The following is a 16,891-nucleotide window of genomic DNA, read 5'->3' as shown; positions in this document are numbered from 1 at the left end:
CGCAGATGCGGGTATAACGTAGCGTTCATGATGCATCTGCGGAGATACCCGTGACTTCCCTCCGGATCCGCGACGCCGCGTCGTTGCTGGGGGTCAGCGACGACACGGTCCGTCGCTGGATCGACCAGGGGCTGCTGCGCGCCGGCAAGGATTCCGCCGGACGCAAGACAGTCGACGGTCGCGAGCTGGCGGAGTTCGCCCGCGCTCAGGCCGATGCCGGTCCCGATCCGCTCGGGGTGGGCAGCTCCGCTCGCAATCGCTTCGTCGGGCTGGTTACGCGCGTCGTCTCCGACACCGTCATGTCGCAGGTGGAGATGCAGTGCGGTCCGCACCGCATCGTCTCGCTCATGAGCACCGAGGCCGTGAACGAACTCGGTCTCGAGCCGGGCAGCATCGGGGTGGCCGTCGTCAAGGCGACCACTGTCATCGTCGAGACACCCGGAGGGGACGGATGAGGCGCCGGGCGCTCGCCGCGTTCGCTGCCGGTCTCACCGCTGCGGCACTGACGTCGTGCGGCACCGGCGGTGGCTCGGATGTCCTCACCGTTTATGCGGCGGCCTCGCTCCGGGCGCCGTTCACCGAGATCGCCGAACGATTCGAGGAGGCGAACCCCGGAGTGTCGGTGGAATTCTCGTTCGCCGGCTCGTCCGATCTCGAGACCCAACTCGAGCAGGGGGCCCCCGCCGACGTCTTCGCCTCCGCCGACACCCGGACGATGGACGCCGCCGTCGCGGCCGGACTCGTTGCCGGTGAGCCGATCCCGTTCGCGACCAACATGCTCACGATCGTCACCGAACCGGGGAACCCGAAGAACGTCACCTCGTTCGACGATCTCACCGGCGACGGTCTCTCGGTGGTCGTGTGTGCGCCCCAGGTGCCGTGCGGGGCGGCGACCGAGCGACTCGAGGAGGCCGGCGGTGTCGAGCTCGCGCCGGTGTCCGAGGAATCGTCGGTGACCGACGTGCTCGGCAAGGTCACCTCCGGTCAGGCCGACGCCGGTCTGGTCTACGTCACGGACGCGATGGGGGCCGGCGAGAAGGTCACCATTGTCCCCGTCCCGGAAGCCGCGGAGATCGTCAACATCTATCCCGTTGCACCACTGTCGAATTCCCGAAATCCCGGTCGCGCCGACGCCTTCGTGCGCTTCGTCACCGGCACGGGCGGTCGTGCCGTCCTGGCCGACGCAGGATTCGGTGCACCGTGACCGCGACGGGACTGCCCCGGTGGTTGTTCGTTCCCGCGGCACTCGGGTTGCTGTTCGTCGTCGTGCCCCTGGTGTCGATGCTGCTCACCGTGGACTGGACGACCTTCCCCTCGCTGGTGACATCCCCGGCGTCCCTCGACGCGCTCGTCCTGAGCCTGCGCACCTCCGCGGCCGCCACGATCCTGTGCATCCTGCTCGGCGTGCCTCTCGCAATGGTGCTGGCGCGCAGTAGCTTCCGGTGGATATCGGTGATCCGCGGGTTCGTCCTGCTGCCGCTCGTGCTGCCCCCGGTCGTGGGCGGTATCGCCCTGCTCTACACCTTCGGTCGTCGCGGACTGATCGGTGAGCACCTCGATGCGCTCGGGATCCACATCGCCTTCACCACCACCGCGGTCGTGCTCGCGCAGACCTTCGTCGCACTGCCCTTCCTCGTCACGAGTCTCGAAGGTGCGCTGCGCAGTGCGGGTTCACGCTACGAGGACGTCGCGGCGACACTCGGTGCGCGTCCCACGACGGTCTTCCGGCGCATCACCCTGCCCCTCGTGCTGCCCGGCCTGGTCTCCGGTTCGGTACTCGCATTCGCCCGCGCACTGGGCGAATTCGGCGCGACCCTCACCTTCGCCGGCAGCCTCCAGGGTGTAACGCGCACGCTGCCGCTCGAGATCTATCTGCAGCGGGAAACCGATCCCGATGCCGCCGTCGCGCTGTCGCTCGTGTTGATCCTGGTGGCCGTCGTGATCGTCGTGGCCGTGTACTCGCGGCGGAAGGACCGCCCGCTGTGAGCCTGACGGTGCGGGCCCGGGTCGCCGCACGCGATGTCGACGTCGACCTCGAGGTCGCGCAGGGTGAGATCGTCGCGGTGCTCGGCCCCAACGGAGCCGGCAAGTCGACGCTGCTGGGAGTGGTCTCCGGTCTGCTGCGTCCCGATGCGGGTCGCGTGGAACTCGACGGTCGCGTCCTCACCGATACCGCGACCGGCGTCGCCGTCGCTCCGCACGACCGGTCGGTGGTGCTGCTCGCCCAGCAGGCGCTGCTCTTCCCGCACCTGACGGTCGCGGACAACGTCGAGTTCGCACCGCGCAGTGCGGGTGCGGGTCGGCGTGAGGCCCGTGTGCGCGCCGAGAGGTGGCTGCAGGAGGTCGATGCCGCAGCACTCGCCGATCGTCGTCCGCACGAGTTATCGGGTGGGCAGGCGCAACGGGTCGCACTCGCACGTGCCCTCGCGGCCGAACCGCACCTGCTGTTGCTCGAGGAGCCGATGGCCGCGCTCGACGTCACCGCGACACCGGTGTTGCGGTCGTTGCTGCGACGCGTCCTGCGCGACAGTGGACGCACGGGCCTGCTCGTCACCCACGACCCGCTCGACATGCTCGCCCTCGCCGATCGGGTGATCGTGATCGAGGCCGGGCGGGTCGTCGAGGACGGGCCGGTACGCCGGGTGCTGACGCGACCGCGCAGTGCCTTCGCCGCCCGCATCGCGGGGAGCAATCTCGTCACCGGCATCGTGCGAGCTGAGGCGCTGGAATCCGCGGACGGTCTCGTCCACGGCCGCGTCCACGACGACTGCGTCCCGGGAACGGCCGCCGTCGCCGTCTTCGCGCCGTCGGCGGTCGCCGTCTACACCGAGGCCCCGCACGGGAGCCCGCGCAACGCCCTGAGGGTGAGGATCGCGGAACTCGAGGCGCAGGGTTCGTCGGTGCTCGTGCGATCGGATACGGGTATCGCCGCGGAGATCACGACGGCGGCACTCGCCGACCTCGACGTCCATCCGGGTGACTCCGTATGGTTCGTCGTCAAGGCCACGGAGGTGGGGATCCATCCGGCCGCGCTGAGCGCGTGATCGCTACTGCCGCGTGCGGCGCACGACGAGCACGGCGACGAGCCCGATCAGGTAGACGACCCCACCTGCGACGGCCAGCTCGGGTGTGCGCCCGTCGGGGTCGATGACGAAGGCCGCCACGACGATCGCGCCGAGGAAGGCGATGTTGAAGACGGTGTCCTGCAGCGCGAAGACCTGACCTCGGCGCGCGTCGTCGATATCGATCTGCATCGCGGCGTCGCCGGTGAGTTTGATGGTCTGACCGGCGAGGCCGAGCAGAAAGGCCGCGACGAGCAACGGTCCGGCCGACACGGTGGTGACGAACGCGAACTGCACGATCGCGGCGACGATCAACCCGACGGTGACGGTGCGCGGCCGGCCCAGCCGCGGGATCAGGATCGGTGCGAGCACCGCTGCGAGGAGCATGCCGGTGGCGGTGCAGGCGACCGCGACACCGAATCCGGAGAATCCCGCGAGCAGGTCGGAGCCATTCTCCTCGGCACGCAGGACGAGCACCATGATGAGCGTGTCGATGCCGAACACGATGCGGTGCGCGCCGATTCCGAGCATCGCGATCGTCACGCCAGGAGCTTCGAGGACGGCCCCTGCACCGGTCCGCAGACCTGACAGGACGGTGGGGATCACGGCCCGGGGACGTATTCCCTCGGGGCCGAGGGCATTCGCGGCGAATCCCGCTGCGGCGACCGCACCGACGAGCGAACCGCTCACTCCGAGGAGGACGGCCGTCCCGGAGCCAGTGTCGCCCGCGCCCACGAATCCTATGGTCGCGACCGCCGTGGCGGCCCCGACCGCCGAGACACCCGAACCGACCGTTGCCAGAACGGAATTGACCGGGACGAGCCACGACTGGGCGACCACGTGTGGGAGCGAGGCCGAGACGCCCGCCAGGACGAATCTGCTCACACCGATGGCGGCGAGCGCGAGCAGCATGAGTGGGGTCTGCGGTCCCCCGAGGAGCAACACGGCCGCCGCTGCCGCGATGAACACTCCGCGGAGCAGGTTGGCCCAGACGAGGACGAGGCGCCGGTCCCACCGGTCGAGCAGGGCGCCGGCGAACGGACCGATCACCGAGTACGGCAACAGCAGCACCGCGAAGCCTGCCGCGATCGTCACCGGGTCGGTGTGACGTTCGGGGTTGAACAGGATCGCCCCGCCGAGTGCGGCCTGGAACAGTCCGTCACCGAACTGGCTCCCGAACCGCACTCCGGTCAGTCGTACGAGACCCGGCGAGTTCCGCAGGGCGGTTGCGGTCGATCGCCACGCCCGCTGCCTGGACTGCTGCCCGGAGTCTCGCACAAGCACGACACTATCGGCTCCGCCACCATTCGACGGTGCGGGCGGCCGCCTCGTCGAGCGGGGTGGGCGACAGGCCGAGTACCTGTTCGGTGCGGGTCGAGTCCATGACGAACGGGGCATCGAACTGGTAGAGCATCTCGGCGAGTTCCTTCATGTCCCGGTTCACGTGGCCGCCGGCCCGCACCAGCCAGGACGGGATCGTCCCCACCGCGGGCGCGGGCAGGCCGGCCGTCCGCGTGAAGGCGGTGGCGATCTCGCGCTGTGCCACGGCCGGTCCGGTGGGTGCGTGGATCACGGTGTTCCACACGGTCGGCTCCCCCGCTGCCGCGATCATCGCCGCGGCCAGGTCGGGAACGTAGGTGAACGAATGCGGGACGTCGGCCGAGCCGAGCACCCGCACCTTCTTCCCGGCGAGCACGGTGGGCACCATGCGTGCGCCGGCCATCGCGTTCAGTACCCGCGGACCGAAGAAGTCCGACGCGACCACGCTCACCGTCGGTGCGCGATGCGCTGCCCGGGCGGCGAGGAGCTGCCGTCGGACACCGCGCTTGCCGGTGTCGGCCTCGCGGGGCGAGTCCTCGGTCATGACCCGGTCGGGTTCGCTGTACGAGTAGAGGCTCTCGGGGAAGACGACGACCGTCTTCTCCGACAGGTTCGCGGCGGCGTCGAGAACGACCCGCTCGGCGACGGGGAGTTCGCGTGCCCACACGTCGGCGCGGTAGGCCGACCCGTGGACGCACATGTACACCGCGTCGGCAACAAGTCCGTCTTCGTCGACGAGTGCTGCGGCCGCGGCCTCGGGATCCGTGACGTCGACACGCAGGCGTTCGATGCCCGCGCCTTCCGGTCCACTGCCCGATCGGGTGAGAACGCGCACGCGATGTCCTTGTGCGGCAATCTGTTCGGCGACGGTCCAGCCGACGGGTCCGGCTCCTGCGACCACCTGGAGATGCGACATGATTCCTCGCTTCGGAAAAGTGTGAGCACTGCTCTCTGATGCCGTCGACGATCCTCCGTGCAGCCGTGCTTGTCAAGAGCAGTGCTCTCATTTGTTGACGGTGCTCTCTATTCGACGGCAGAATGGTCCGGTGACGACACCACGGGCGCGCGCACGCGCACAGACGATGGCCGACATCCTCCGGATCGGCCGCGAGCATCTCGGCACCCACGGAGCGGCGGCGCTGTCGCTGCGTGCCGTCGCCCGAGACCTGGGCGTCGTCTCCTCCGCCGTCTACCGCTACGTCTCGAGCCGCGACGAGCTGCTCACCCTGCTCGTCGTCGACGCCTACGACGAACTCGGCGACAGTGTCGACCGTGCCGTCGACGCAGTCGACCCCTCCGATCACCGCGAACGGTTTCTCACCCTCGGCCGGGCGGTGCGCTCGTGGGCGCTGGCCGAACCGGCCCGCTACGGGTTGCTGTTCGGCAGTCCGGTGCCCGGTTACGCTGCCCCGGCCGAGCGCACCACCGCACCCGGTATCCGCGTGGTCCTGCGACTGGCCCGGATCGTGGACGAGGCCCACGCCGCGGGTGTATTGGACGACACGGCCGCTGCCCCACCTCCGGAGAGCCTGGGGGAACCGCTGGGCCGGATCCGGGACGAGTTCTCCCTCACGGCCCCGGATTCCGTACTGGCACGCGGTCTCTGGGTGTGGCCGTCGTTGTTCGGGTCCGTGAGCTTCGAGGTCTTCGGGCAGTACGGCCCCGACACTTTTCCGGACCACGAGGTCCTGTTCGAACATCATCTCGCCCTGTTGGCACAGACCGTCGGGTTCCACCCCACGCGCCGGTGACGGCGGTGACAGAATGGCTGACGTGGCGCAGCATCAGGACGAACCCGAGGACCGCACCGCACCCTCGACACCCAGGGTGCGGGCCGGAAGCCTGCTCGTCTCCGCCACCGATCTCACCGAGCCGACCTTCCGCCGCACCGTCGTCTACATCATCGAGCACACCGATGCCGGCAGCTTCGGTGTCGTCCTGAACCGCATCAGCGACACCTCCGTCGACGCCATGCTGCCGCAATGGTCGTGGCTCGCCGCCGAACCGAAGACCCTGTTCGTAGGCGGTCCCGTCCACCGCAGTTCGGCGCTGTGCCTCGGCACGCTGCGGGTGGGGGCCGACATCACCGACGTCCCCGGCATCCGCCACGTCGACGGCCGAGTGGTGATGATCGACCTCGATGTCGACCCCGGGCACATCGCCCACTACGTCGAGGGTGTGCGGATCTTCGCGGGATACGCGGGGTGGAGCGCAGGTCAGCTCGACGGCGAACTACGCAACGACGACTGGATGGTGGTCTCGGCACTGCCCACCGATGTGCTCGCCCCCGCGCACCTCGACGTGTGGGCGAGGGTGCTGCGCCGGCAGCCGCTGCCGATGGCGTTGCTCGCGACGCACCCCATCGAGGTCGAGCGCAACTGAGCCCCCCTCGGGCGACCGGGACCGGTCAGCGGGCGTCGGCGAGAGTGTTGAGCGCGCCGGCCATCTCCTCGGCCCTCGTTGCGGTCACGGTGAATTCGTGTCCCGAGGCCGTGGTCACCACGACGGCAGGCCCGGTGCGCGTGACCAGGCCGTACCGCTTGCCGCCCTCGGCCCGCAGGCCCCAGCCGCCCCAGTCCTGGAACGGGCGGGTCTCGGTGACCTTCGCCCCGACGATCTCGTCGAGGTCGTATCCGAGCGCGTCGGTGGCCAGATTCGACACCCGGATCCCGTCCGCGTCGACCACCACGGTGTAGCGGAGCAGACCCAGCACGAGCAGAGCGACGGGCGCGATCAAACCCAGCGGCCACCAGCTCTGCGTCGCACCGCACACGACGAGCGCGGGGATCAGGACGAGCAGCGACAGTCCCGCCGTCGTGCCCACACCGGTGCCCACCTGCTCGACGATCGGCAGTTCGGCACGACCGCGCGGCAGCGCCGGATCCGGAGCGGCGGTCGCCGCCTTCCGCTCCCGACCGTCGCGCAGGAGCCGTCCCCCAAACCAGCCCACCGCGATACCCACCCACATGCCGAGCACCGCCGGCCAGCCCTCCAACGCGGCCTGCGTGGCGTCGGTCGTGTCGAGCTGCCCCGCGAGACCGGCCAGGAACAGTGCGGTGATCGTGCCGGTGACCCCGAGACCGATCGCGAGCATGTAGCGACGCATGAGCAGTTGCGCCTGCGCGATCGCGGCGATCGCGCAGCACCCTCCCCCGACGAGCACGATCAGCAGGGCGGCGGTCCACGCCGAGGTCATCGGTGACCCGAACGAATCGGGTGTCGTGCCCGACCAGTGCGTGGCGATCTCCTCGGGCAATCGTGGGATCCACGAGCGGGTGAGCACGAGTACGGCCACGGCACACAGCAACGGAACGGCCAGTCCGAGCAGCGCACCGACGGGGTCGACCTGACGCGTCGTCATGGGGGTCAGCCTAGGGTACGGGCCTCCACCGGCGCCGTCCTCGTTCCGCTCTCGTCGAACCATCCGTCGGGTCGCAGGTCGCCACCGAACCGGGGCATGTACTCGGTACACGCGAGTCGCGAGACGAGGCTGCGCCGGCTGTTCACACCGGTCTTGGTGAAGATGTTCTTCAGGTGGTCCTGCACGGTGTACGGGCTGATGAACAACCGACTCGCGATCTCGTTGCGAGACCGTCCGGCGAGCACTTCGACGAGTACCTCCGATTCGCGTGGCGTCAGACCGTAGGCGGCGGTGACCAGGGCGACGACCTCGGGCAGGCGTGCCCGCTCGAAGGTCATGACGACGCGGCCGGTCTCGTCGAAGATCGCGGCGCGCAGTACGAGCCATTCGCCGTCGAGGGTGCGGACACGCACATCCGCGGGCACGGGTCGTGTTCTACGGACCTGACGGGCGATCACATGCGCCGGTCCGGGGCGCCCCCGAGCGGGACTCTCCCAGCCGAGGCGTTCGAAGAAGATCATCGCTGCGGCAGTGACGGAATCGAATTCGTCGTCCGCCCCGATTACCACCACGGCCGGACCCGAGCATTCGCAGGCGGTGCCCTCGACGACCGTGTTCCGTGTTCGTGCGGATGCGTGCCGGATCAACGTGGTGCGGAATCCGTTCGCGATGTCGTCGAGAACGTCGTCGAGCATCGTGAGTTCGGCGTCGGAGAAACCTCGGCCCGACGCGCGGAGCAGATCACCGACACCCCAGCACCGACGGTCTCCGTCCCGGAAGACCAGCTGCACTTCGTGTCCCATGCCCAGATGCGACACGAGTTCGAGATACCGCCTGTTGCCGTATCCCGGTCCGCGGCCGGAGGGTTCTTCGATCCGCCGCACTCCGGACCGGTGCTGCATGAGCGCGTAGAGGCTGTCCGGATCGAGGTCCGGACCGTACTCGAACTCGATCGACAATCGGAGTACCTCGGCTGGGTCGTCGAGGCCGCGGGTGGTGAAGCCGGTGGGAACCCCGACGGCCGGGTCCACGGGTGCGACACAACCACCGTCGTACGGAATGAAAGCGCCGAGCACATCCATCACGAACTCGCGAAACTGCGCCCCGTCCGCAGCCGCGGATGCTGCGTCGTGGATGCCTGCCCTCAACCGCTGTGCAGAGCGCATATCCCGAAGTATCCCCCTCGAATGTGGGATTGAGAACACCTCACGCGGCGACGAGGCTCCATGGACACGGGGACATTCATACGGAAGTCGAGGTCCCCGCCATGACCACCACTCACGCCACGCCGTTGTCCGCCGAGGATCTGGAGGTCGTGCATCTGATCCACTCCGCTCTACGCCGGGACACCGAACGTCTCGCCGACTTCGCGCAGAAGTGGCGGACCGCCGATCCCGGCACGCACGATGCGCTGCTCCTCGGCTGGCACGGATTCAGCACCGAACTGCACACGCACCACTCCGTCGAGGACGTCTACGTCTGGCCGTTCATGCGGCCACGCCTCGCACACGATGCGGGGGCGATGGAGGTGCTCGATGCGATGGAGGCCGAACATTCCGTGATCGACCCGGCGTTGGCGGAGATCGAGGCTGTGCTCGACGACCGGGAGACGGCGACCGAGCGGCTCGGCGGGCTGCTCGACGGTCTCGTCACGTCGCTGGGTGCTCACCTCGCGCACGAGGAACGGGACGCCTTCCCGCTGATCGAACAATCCATCACCAAGGAGGAATGGCACGACATCTCGATGCGGGCGTTCGCGCAACTGGACAAGCGCGAGGTCTCCGAAATGCTGCCCTACCTCTTCGATGGAGCACCGAAGGACCGCGTGGCCGTCGTGCTGAAGAGTCTCCCGGTACCGGTGCGGGTGCTCAACCGGTTCTGGTGGACACCGCGCTACGCACGGGAGCGCCGCTGGGCGTGAGGACTGCCGGTGGGAGGACCGTCAGGCGGTCGGCTCGCACGCCCCGCGCAGGCTGCACGCCCCGCACGAGGTACCGCAGCCGGCTGTCTCCTCCGGCTTCGTCGCCGCAGCGACCCGCGCTGCGACGGATCCGCCGGCTCCGGCGGTGATCAGGGCGGCCACCACGGTGACGACGACTGCGATGATCCCGGCGACGGTGGGCAGCGTCAGCGACGCGACACCACCGAGGGCGAGGAGCACCGCGGACCCGAGCATGCTGGGTGCGGCAACCTTGTTGGCCAGGGCGAACGCCTCGTCGTCACGCAGCGCGTCGGGGGTGCGCACACCGGCCCAGCGGTTGCGCGGGAGCTTGCCGGTCAGTGCCGCGACACCCACCGCGCCGACGACGAGAGCGAGCACGAAGAGCAGGACAGCGACGATGAGCACCCGACCAGGATACGCGGCCGGTGGTGCCACCGGTCTGCGCGGGTGCGGGCACGTTCTACCCTGGTGGGAGCACTCACACGCCCGGCCGAGTAGATAGTGATCACCGTGACCCGTCCCGAACAGACCTCCCAGCACGAACCCGGCAGCACTCCGCAGCATCGGTACACCGCCGAGCTCGCGGGGCGGATCGAGCAGCGCTGGCAGGAGCTCTGGCGCGAGCGCGGCACCTTCCACGCCCCCAATCCGGTGGGCGATCTCGCCGGCGAGGTGCCCTCCGACAAGCTGTTCGTGCAGGACATGTTCCCGTACCCCTCGGGCTCGGGCCTGCACGTGGGGCACCCGCTCGGGTACATCGCCACCGACGTGTATGCGCGCTTCAACCGCATGCAGGGCCGCAACGTGCTGCACACCCTCGGTTACGACGCCTTCGGTCTGCCGGCCGAGCAGTACGCCGTGCAGACGGGCACGCACCCGCGCACGACCACCGAGGCCAACATCGGGAACATGAAGCGGCAGCTCTCCCGGCTCGGTCTCGGGCACGACGAGCGTCGCTCGGTCGCGACGACCGACGTCGACTTCTACCGCTGGACGCAGTGGATCTTCCTGACGATCTACAACGCCTGGTACGACCGCGAGGCCGGCCGGGCGCGTCGCATCTCCGAACTCGAGGCCGAATTCGCCGACGGCACGCGTCGTCTCGAGGACGGACGCGACTGGGCGTCGCTGCCGGAGGGTGAGCGCGCCGACGTCATCGACTCGTACCGCTTGGTCTACCGGTCGGATTCGCTCGTCAACTGGTGCCCGGGTCTGGGCACGGTGCTCGCCAACGAGGAGGTCACGGCCGACGGCCGCTCCGAGCGCGGCAACTTCCCGGTCTTCCGGAAGAACCTGCGCCAGTGGATGATGCGGATCACCGCCTACTCCGACCGCCTGATCGACGATCTCGAGCATCTGGACTGGACCGACAAGGTCAAGTCCATGCAGCGCAACTGGATCGGGCGCTCGCACGGCGCCCAGGTGAAGTTCGCCGTCGCCGACCACGATTCGGCGATCGAGGTGTTCACCACCCGGCCCGACACCCTGTTCGGTGCCAGCTACGTGACCCTCGCTCCCGAGCACGAACTCGTCGACCGGATCGTCGCCGCGTCCTGGCCCGAGGGCGTCGACCAGCGCTGGACCGGTGGCGCCGCCGATCCGGCTGCCGCGGTCGCGGCCTACCGCGCGTCGATCGCCGCGAAGTCCGATCTCGAGCGGCAGGAGTCGAAGGAGAAGACCGGTGTCTTCCTCGGCGCCTACGCCGTGAACCCGGTCAACGGCGAGCGACTGCCGATCTTCATCGCCGACTACGTCCTCACCGGCTACGGTACCGGCGCGATCATGGCCGTTCCCGGCCACGACCAGCGCGACTGGGAGTTCGCGACCGCCTTCGGTCTGCCCATCCGCGAGGTCATCTCCGGCGGCGACGTCACCGCCGAGGCGTACACCGGCGACGGTGTGCTGGTGAACTCCGGCCTGCTCGACGGTCTCGACGTCGCCGAGGCGAAGAAGACGATCGTCGCGAAGCTCGAGGCGGACGGCGCCGGACGCGGCACCATCCAGTACAAGCTGCGCGACTGGCTGTTCGCGCGGCAGCGGTACTGGGGCGAGCCCTTCCCGATCGTCTACGACGAGCAGGGACGCGCCCATGCTCTGCCCGAATCCGCTCTGCCCGTGGAACTTCCCGAGGTGGAGGATTACGCGCCGGTCTCCTTCGATCCGGACGACGCCGATTCCGAACCGTCCCCGCCGCTCGCGAAGGCGGTGGATTGGATGAACGTCGAGCTCGATCTCGGCGACGGCCTGAAGCGCTACACGCGCGACACCAACGTGATGCCGCAGTGGGCCGGCAGCTCGTGGTACCAGCTGCGCTACATCGACCCCACCAACTCGGAAGCCTTCTGTGACAAGGAGAACGAGGCGTACTGGACCGGCCCGCGGCCGGAACTGCACGGCCCGAACGACCCGGGTGGCGTCGATCTCTACGTCGGCGGTGTCGAGCACGCGGTGCTGCACCTGCTGTACGCGCGGTTCTGGCACAAGGTGCTCTTCGACCTCGGGTACGTCACCTCCTCGGAGCCGTACCGTCGCCTGTTCAACCAGGGTTACATCCAGGCCTACGCCTACACCGACTCGCGCGGCGTGTATGTGCCGGCCGAGGAGGTCGTCGAGCGCGACGGCACGTTCTACTGGACCGGCCCGGACGGTGAGCAGGAGGTCGCTCGCGAGTACGGGAAGATGGGCAAGTCGCTCAAGAACTCCGTCAGCCCCGACCAGATCTTCGACGAGTACGGCGCCGACACCCTGCGCGTCTACGAGATGTCGATGGGCCCGCTCGACCAGTCGCGTCCGTGGGCGACCAAGGACGTCGTCGGCGCGCACCGCTTCCTGCAGCGCGTGTGGCGTCTCGTCGTCGAGGAGGAGGGTGGCGCGCTGCGCGTCACCGACGACACCCCCGGCGACGACACGCTGCGGGCGCTCAACAAGACGGTCGCGGGTGTGTCGGACGACTTCACCCACCTGCGCGACAACACGGCGATCGCCAAGCTCATCGAGTACACGAACCACCTGACGAAGCAGTACCCGTCGGGTGCGCCGCGCGGCGCCGTCGAACCGCTCGTGCTCATGCTCGGCCCGGTCGCCCCGCACCTCGCCGAGGAGATGTGGTCGCGTCTCGGACACACCGAATCGCTTGCGCACGGCCCGTTCCCGGTCGCCGACGAGAAGTGGCTCGTCGAGGACAGCGTCGAGTACCCGATCCAGGTCAACGGCAAGGTGCGCAGCCGCATCACCGTCCCGGCCGACGCCGCACCCCACGCGATCGAGGCCGCCGCGCTCGTGGACGAGAAGATCGCCGACCTGCTCGGCGGTGCCGCACCGCGCAAGGTGATCGTGGTTCCCGGCAAGATGGTCAATGTCGTGAAGTAGCAACCGCTTACGACGGACGAGACCCCGGTGCACAGGATGCACCGGGGTCTCGTCGACTACAACCGGGATCAGGGGTGCTTGTGTTCGATCTTCTCGAACTCGGCGACCTCGCCCGCATCGTGCGCGCGCTCCTCCGCTTCCTTCGCCTCGAGCTGCTTGGCGACGGCATCCTTGAGGGAGACCTTGGCGGGCTCGGCGGCCTCCTGCTCGGCCTTGCGGATGCGCTCCTCGTCCTTCTTCTTCGCGGTCTCGGCGGCCTGGCGCTTCGCGGCGGCCTCCTGGTCGGCCTTCGCGGTCTCGGCGGCCTTCTTCTGCTCGGCCTCCTTCTCCGCCTGCTTCGCGCGTTCCTGCGCACGCTCCCGGGCCTGCTCGACTTCGTTCTCGCGGTCGCGTCGCGCGGCTTCCTGCTGGGCAGCGGCACGTTCACGCGTTCGACGGAGTTCGGCGTCTGCCGCGCGCTTCTCGGCTGCGGCCTGCGCGTCGAGTTTCTCCGCGCGCTTCACCGCCTCGGCGCGTTCGGTGGCGAGCGCCCCGCGGGTGGCGATCTCCTGGTCGTCGAGCACGCTGCCGACGATGCCGTCCAGCATGCCCAGCCCCCGCTCGTACATCAGGCGCGGCGGGGCGTCGGTGGGCAGGAACCGCAACTGCTGCTCGATCAATCCCAGCGGGAAGCGGGCGATCTTGTACTGCAGTCGCAGAACGCTCTTGGGCAGAGTGGCGAGGTTCATGGGCGCATCTCCAACTTCGATGGGGGTACAGCTCCGGTAGGGAATGTCGGTGGTGTTCGTCAGCGATCCGGCTCGTCGGTCAGCGTGCGTTCGAGGGCTTCGGCCTTGCGGCGTTCTTCTTCGGCCTGGAGGCGTGCACGTTCGGCGTCGTGGGAGGCTCGTCGGTGGTCCTCGTCGGCGGCCGCGACCTCTGCGGCGGCATCCGTGACCTGCTCGTTCTCCTCGCGACGTGCCTGTTGTTCGGCGGCTGTGGCCTCACGGGCGGCATCGGATCGCCCTCGGACGATGTTCTCCTGATGTTCGAGGTCGGCGGCCTGTTTGCGGACCCGTGCCTCCCGCTCGGCCTGCGACTCGACGGCGTCGGTCCGCTGCTGCACGGCCTCGCGTTCCTGTTGTCCGGCCTCGCGGACGGCGTCGAGCTGTTCGACCGCCTCGTCGCTCTCGGCCTCGGCCATGTGCGAGAGGGTGTCGGCCTTCCTGGTCTGCCGAGCCTGCTCCTGCTCGAGACGGCCTTCGGTGGTGAGGGAGTCGTTGCCGGTCAGAGCGCCGGCGACCTCCTTCGCCTTACCGACCACGGTCTGCTTCAACCCGAGGCGTGCCTTGTCGGCCGGACCGGGGCGAGCCCTGTCGGATGCACCAGGGCGAGCCTTGTCGGATGTGTTGTCTTCGACCACGGTCATCTCCTTCCGTACGGGACACGAAGGGGACGGCCCCCATGGCTTGGGGTAGCCAGACGCGGTCGGCTTCAATCCTCGAGAGTCTCGAGAGGGTGGATGTGCGCGCCGACGAAGTCGACGACATCGCCCAGGACCTCGTCCCGATTCGTCTCGTTGAAGATCTCGTGCCGCGCTTCGGGATAGGTCTTCGACGACGCCCCGCGACCTGCCAGCGACGACCATCCGGTGGCGGTGCCGTCGAGGGGAACCAGTCGATCGTCCTCGCCGTGCAACCACAACACGGGCACGTCGTCGACGGCACCGGCGGCGGTGATCGTGTCGATGCAGGTCTTCAGCGCCTGCACGGTGGTGCGCTTGAACGGGCCGTGCCAGACGAGCGGGTCGGCCACGTAGGCGCGACCCACCTCGGGATCACGGGAGAGGGTGGACGGATCGATGGGGGTATCGGGGATCTCCTCGGCCGTGAGCAGGGCGTCGACGGCCGCCCCCCTGCCGAGGACCGGGCCGGACAGGACGCCCGCGGCCAGTTCCGAGCCGTATCGCTGCGCGTACCGGGCGGCGATCATGCCACCCATCGAGTGTCCGACGAGCACGACCGGCAGGTCGGGATGCTCGCGTCGCGCCGTGAGATCGAGCAGACGGAAATCGTCGACCACCTTCTCGAAGTCGTCGATCAGGACGCGTTCGCCGTCGCTGAGACCGTGACCGATGTGGTCCACCGCGTAGACGGCGGCGCCGTCGGCGACGAGGTGCGCGGCCACATACTCGTAGCGTCCGCAGTGCTCGCCGTAACCGTGGCACAACAACGCCACGTAGCGCGGGGCCTCGCCGACCCACGTGCGGGCTGCGAGAGCACCGGCGTGTCCGTCGAGGGTGAAGGCGACAGCGTCGATCATCGGGTCTCCGATCGTTCCGGGTGATGGCGATGTCATCGTCCTCCGGCGCGGGGGTCTTCCGAGTGGGAATCGCGAGTGCATCCGCGGATCCGGCCCACTACCGTCGAATTGAAACGTGTTCCCGATTCGAACGTAGGACTCTCAATGACTGTGTCAAGCAACAGCAGCGGCCGGAGCCGGGTTGTCGATGCTGAATTCTCGGCCGTCACGCAACAACGCCCACAGAACATCGACCAGGCGCCGGGCCAGGGCCAGTAGGGCTTGGGTATGAATCTGTCGTTCACTGCGTTTGCGGTCGTAGAACCGTCGCGACGGTCCGCTCTCGTAGCGCAGGCTCGACAACGCCGCCATGTAGAACACCCTGCGCATGCGCCGGTTGTAGCGTTTCGGGCGGCGCAGATTCCCGGCGACCCGACCGGAATCACGGGCACGGGCACCAGCCCGGCATACGACGCCAGGCGTCCGGCACTGGCGAGATTGGCCAGATCACCCCCGGTGCCGACGAGAAACTCGGCGCCCAGTCCCGGTCCCATGCCGGGCAGGGATTCGATGATCCGCGCCCACGGGTGCTGCCGGAACCGGGTGGTGATGAGCTTGTCGGTGTCCTTGATCTCCCGATCGAGATCGAGGAGCTTGCGGGCGATGCGCTTGATCAGCATCGCGGTATCGGCTTCACCCGGCAGGGCCAGCGTCTGCCGCTGCGCCGCCTCGACCGCCGTGGCCGCGGTTTTCGCGATGTCCGGTTTCCAGGCGCCGCTCTCAGCGAGATATGTTGCGACCCCTACCGTTCCGGCGCCGCGGATCTCGGTGGGGGTGCACATACCGGCGACCAGGATCAGTGGAGTGCGGGTCGAGTAGTCGAATGCGGCTTCCAGTGCCGGGAAGATCGATCCGAGCAGCGACCGCAGCCGGTTGATTCCGGCGACCCAGTCGGCCATCAGATCGGTGCGGTAGCCGGTCAGTTGGGTCAGTCCGACCACCAGTTCGTCGGGCATGGTGACCTGGTTCAGGTCTCGGCGCAGGCGGGCGGTCTCGGCGATCACCTTCGCGTCCTTGGCGTCGGTTTTCGCTTCGCCGCGAAATCCGTGGGTCATCGTGTTGACCACCCGGCCGGGCACATAGGTCACCGTCTGGTCGGCGGCGAGCAACACGCTGATCAGCAGCAGTGCCATCGGGCTGGTCAGATCGATCGCCCACCGCACCTGCTCGCCGATCCGGCCGGCGCGGGCGATCACCGCTTCGATCGCGGCCTGGTCGTTGTCGACCTTCTGGCTGAAGACCGTGGTGCCTGCATTGTCGACGGCGCACGCGTGATGCGCTGTCTTGCCGACGTCGATTCCGACCCATATCTCTGGCCGAGTTGTCATCTTTGTGCTCCTGACCTCGCAGTTCGTGCCCGTGGACAACCCCGCCGACAGATCCCTAAACAGCGACGACCCGCACCAAGCTCTCAATCAGCAGTCGGAGCGTCCAGCGCGGTGGGGCAGCCAGTCCTTCGAAGCCTCGACCGAAGCAAGAACTCATCAGCTACACCCC

The 16,891-nt window shown here is 68.6% G+C and carries 16 protein-coding genes and 1 pseudogene; 8 read left to right on the top strand and 9 right to left on the bottom strand.

Annotated elements, in window-relative coordinates:
• Positions 1-50 precede the first annotated feature (50 nt).
• From IM25_RS06280 to IM25_RS06265, 4 genes are read left to right on the top strand one after another with little or no spacing between them, the layout of a single operon-like run.
• Positions 51-455 carry a TOBE domain-containing protein gene (locus tag IM25_RS06280; protein WP_019290487.1) on the top strand — a complete coding sequence of 135 codons (405 nt, stop codon included), beginning with the start codon at positions 51-53 and terminating at the stop codon, positions 453-455.
• Complete coding sequence (gene modA / locus IM25_RS06275) at positions 452-1,204, top strand: molybdate ABC transporter substrate-binding protein (protein ID WP_033098066.1); 753 nt, start codon at positions 452-454, stop codon at positions 1,202-1,204. The genes IM25_RS06280 and modA overlap by 4 nt, the downstream gene beginning before the upstream one ends.
• Positions 1,201-1,986 carry an ABC transporter permease gene (locus IM25_RS06270; protein WP_033098065.1) on the top strand — a complete coding sequence of 262 codons (786 nt, stop codon included), beginning with the start codon at positions 1,201-1,203 and terminating at the stop codon, positions 1,984-1,986. Before modA ends, IM25_RS06270 begins: the two co-directional genes overlap by 4 nt.
• Positions 1,983-3,044: a sulfate/molybdate ABC transporter ATP-binding protein gene (locus IM25_RS06265; RefSeq protein WP_065995873.1), complete on the top strand. Its 1,062-nt coding sequence runs from the start codon at positions 1,983-1,985 to the stop codon at positions 3,042-3,044. The genes IM25_RS06270 and IM25_RS06265 overlap by 4 nt, the downstream gene beginning before the upstream one ends.
• Positions 3,045-3,047: 3 nt before the next feature.
• On the opposite strand, the gene IM25_RS06260 is transcribed toward IM25_RS06265, so the two are convergent.
• Entirely contained in the window at positions 3,048-4,340 is a 1,293-nt protein-coding gene (locus IM25_RS06260; protein ID WP_065995872.1) for an MFS transporter, read from the bottom strand.
• A gap of 10 nt (positions 4,341-4,350) precedes the next feature.
• Complete coding sequence (locus tag IM25_RS06255) at positions 4,351-5,298, bottom strand: NAD-dependent epimerase/dehydratase family protein (RefSeq protein WP_006550883.1); 948 nt, start codon at positions 5,296-5,298, stop codon at positions 4,351-4,353.
• A gap of 166 nt (positions 5,299-5,464) precedes the next feature.
• Between IM25_RS06255 and IM25_RS06250 the strand changes: the two genes are divergently transcribed.
• Complete coding sequence (locus IM25_RS06250; RefSeq protein ID WP_006550882.1) at positions 5,465-6,133, top strand: TetR/AcrR family transcriptional regulator; 669 nt, start codon at positions 5,465-5,467, stop codon at positions 6,131-6,133.
• Between the two features lie 13 nt (positions 6,134-6,146).
• Positions 6,147-6,764 (top strand): YqgE/AlgH family protein, encoded by a 618-nt coding sequence (locus IM25_RS06245; protein WP_019290494.1) that lies wholly within the window; start codon positions 6,147-6,149, stop codon positions 6,762-6,764.
• Positions 6,765-6,789: 25 nt separating this feature from the next.
• Here the strand turns inward: IM25_RS06245 and IM25_RS06240 are convergent, their stop codons facing one another.
• Positions 6,790-7,743: a DUF1648 domain-containing protein gene (locus IM25_RS06240; protein ID WP_006550880.1), complete on the bottom strand. Its 954-nt coding sequence runs from the start codon at positions 7,741-7,743 to the stop codon at positions 6,790-6,792.
• 5 nt (positions 7,744-7,748) lie between these two features.
• Positions 7,749-8,909 (bottom strand): helix-turn-helix transcriptional regulator, encoded by a 1,161-nt coding sequence (locus IM25_RS06235; RefSeq protein WP_033098062.1) that lies wholly within the window; start codon positions 8,907-8,909, stop codon positions 7,749-7,751.
• A gap of 101 nt (positions 8,910-9,010) precedes the next feature.
• On the opposite strand from IM25_RS06235, the gene IM25_RS06230 reads away from it, so the two are divergent.
• A complete protein-coding gene (locus tag IM25_RS06230; RefSeq protein ID WP_033098061.1) occupies positions 9,011-9,664 on the top strand; it encodes a hemerythrin domain-containing protein in 654 nt (217 codons plus the stop codon).
• A gap of 21 nt (positions 9,665-9,685) precedes the next feature.
• Here the strand turns inward: IM25_RS06230 and IM25_RS06225 are convergent, their stop codons facing one another.
• A complete protein-coding gene (locus IM25_RS06225; protein ID WP_016691037.1) occupies positions 9,686-10,090 on the bottom strand; it encodes an SdpI family protein in 405 nt (134 codons plus the stop codon).
• A 96-nt stretch (positions 10,091-10,186) separates the two neighbouring features.
• Between IM25_RS06225 and leuS the strand changes: the two genes are divergently transcribed.
• Positions 10,187-13,054 carry a leucine--tRNA ligase gene (leuS, locus tag IM25_RS06220; protein WP_033098060.1) on the top strand — a complete coding sequence of 956 codons (2,868 nt, stop codon included), beginning with the start codon at positions 10,187-10,189 and terminating at the stop codon, positions 13,052-13,054.
• A 68-nt stretch (positions 13,055-13,122) separates the two neighbouring features.
• On the opposite strand, the gene IM25_RS06215 is transcribed toward leuS, so the two are convergent.
• The 4 genes and pseudogenes from IM25_RS06215 to IM25_RS06200 form a co-directional block, all read right to left on the bottom strand.
• Positions 13,123-13,782, bottom strand: a complete 660-nt coding sequence (locus tag IM25_RS06215) for a hypothetical protein (protein WP_019290499.1) — start codon at positions 13,780-13,782, stop codon at positions 13,123-13,125.
• Between the two features lie 59 nt (positions 13,783-13,841).
• Positions 13,842-14,462 carry a CsbD family protein gene (locus tag IM25_RS06210; protein WP_084294967.1) on the bottom strand — a complete coding sequence of 207 codons (621 nt, stop codon included), beginning with the start codon at positions 14,460-14,462 and terminating at the stop codon, positions 13,842-13,844.
• Between the two features lie 65 nt (positions 14,463-14,527).
• A complete protein-coding gene (locus IM25_RS06205; RefSeq protein WP_065995871.1) occupies positions 14,528-15,355 on the bottom strand; it encodes an alpha/beta hydrolase in 828 nt (275 codons plus the stop codon).
• Between the two features lie 153 nt (positions 15,356-15,508).
• Positions 15,509-16,722 (bottom strand): annotated as a pseudogene (locus tag IM25_RS06200) (IS110 family transposase).
• Positions 16,723-16,891 lie beyond the last annotated feature (169 nt).

Source organism: Rhodococcus sp. p52, from assembly GCF_000763325.2.
GTDB lineage: Bacteria > Actinomycetota > Actinomycetes > Mycobacteriales > Mycobacteriaceae > Rhodococcus > Rhodococcus pyridinivorans.
Note: the sequence above shows the minus strand (reverse complement) of the source record. Positions and strands in the feature narration are given on the sequence as shown.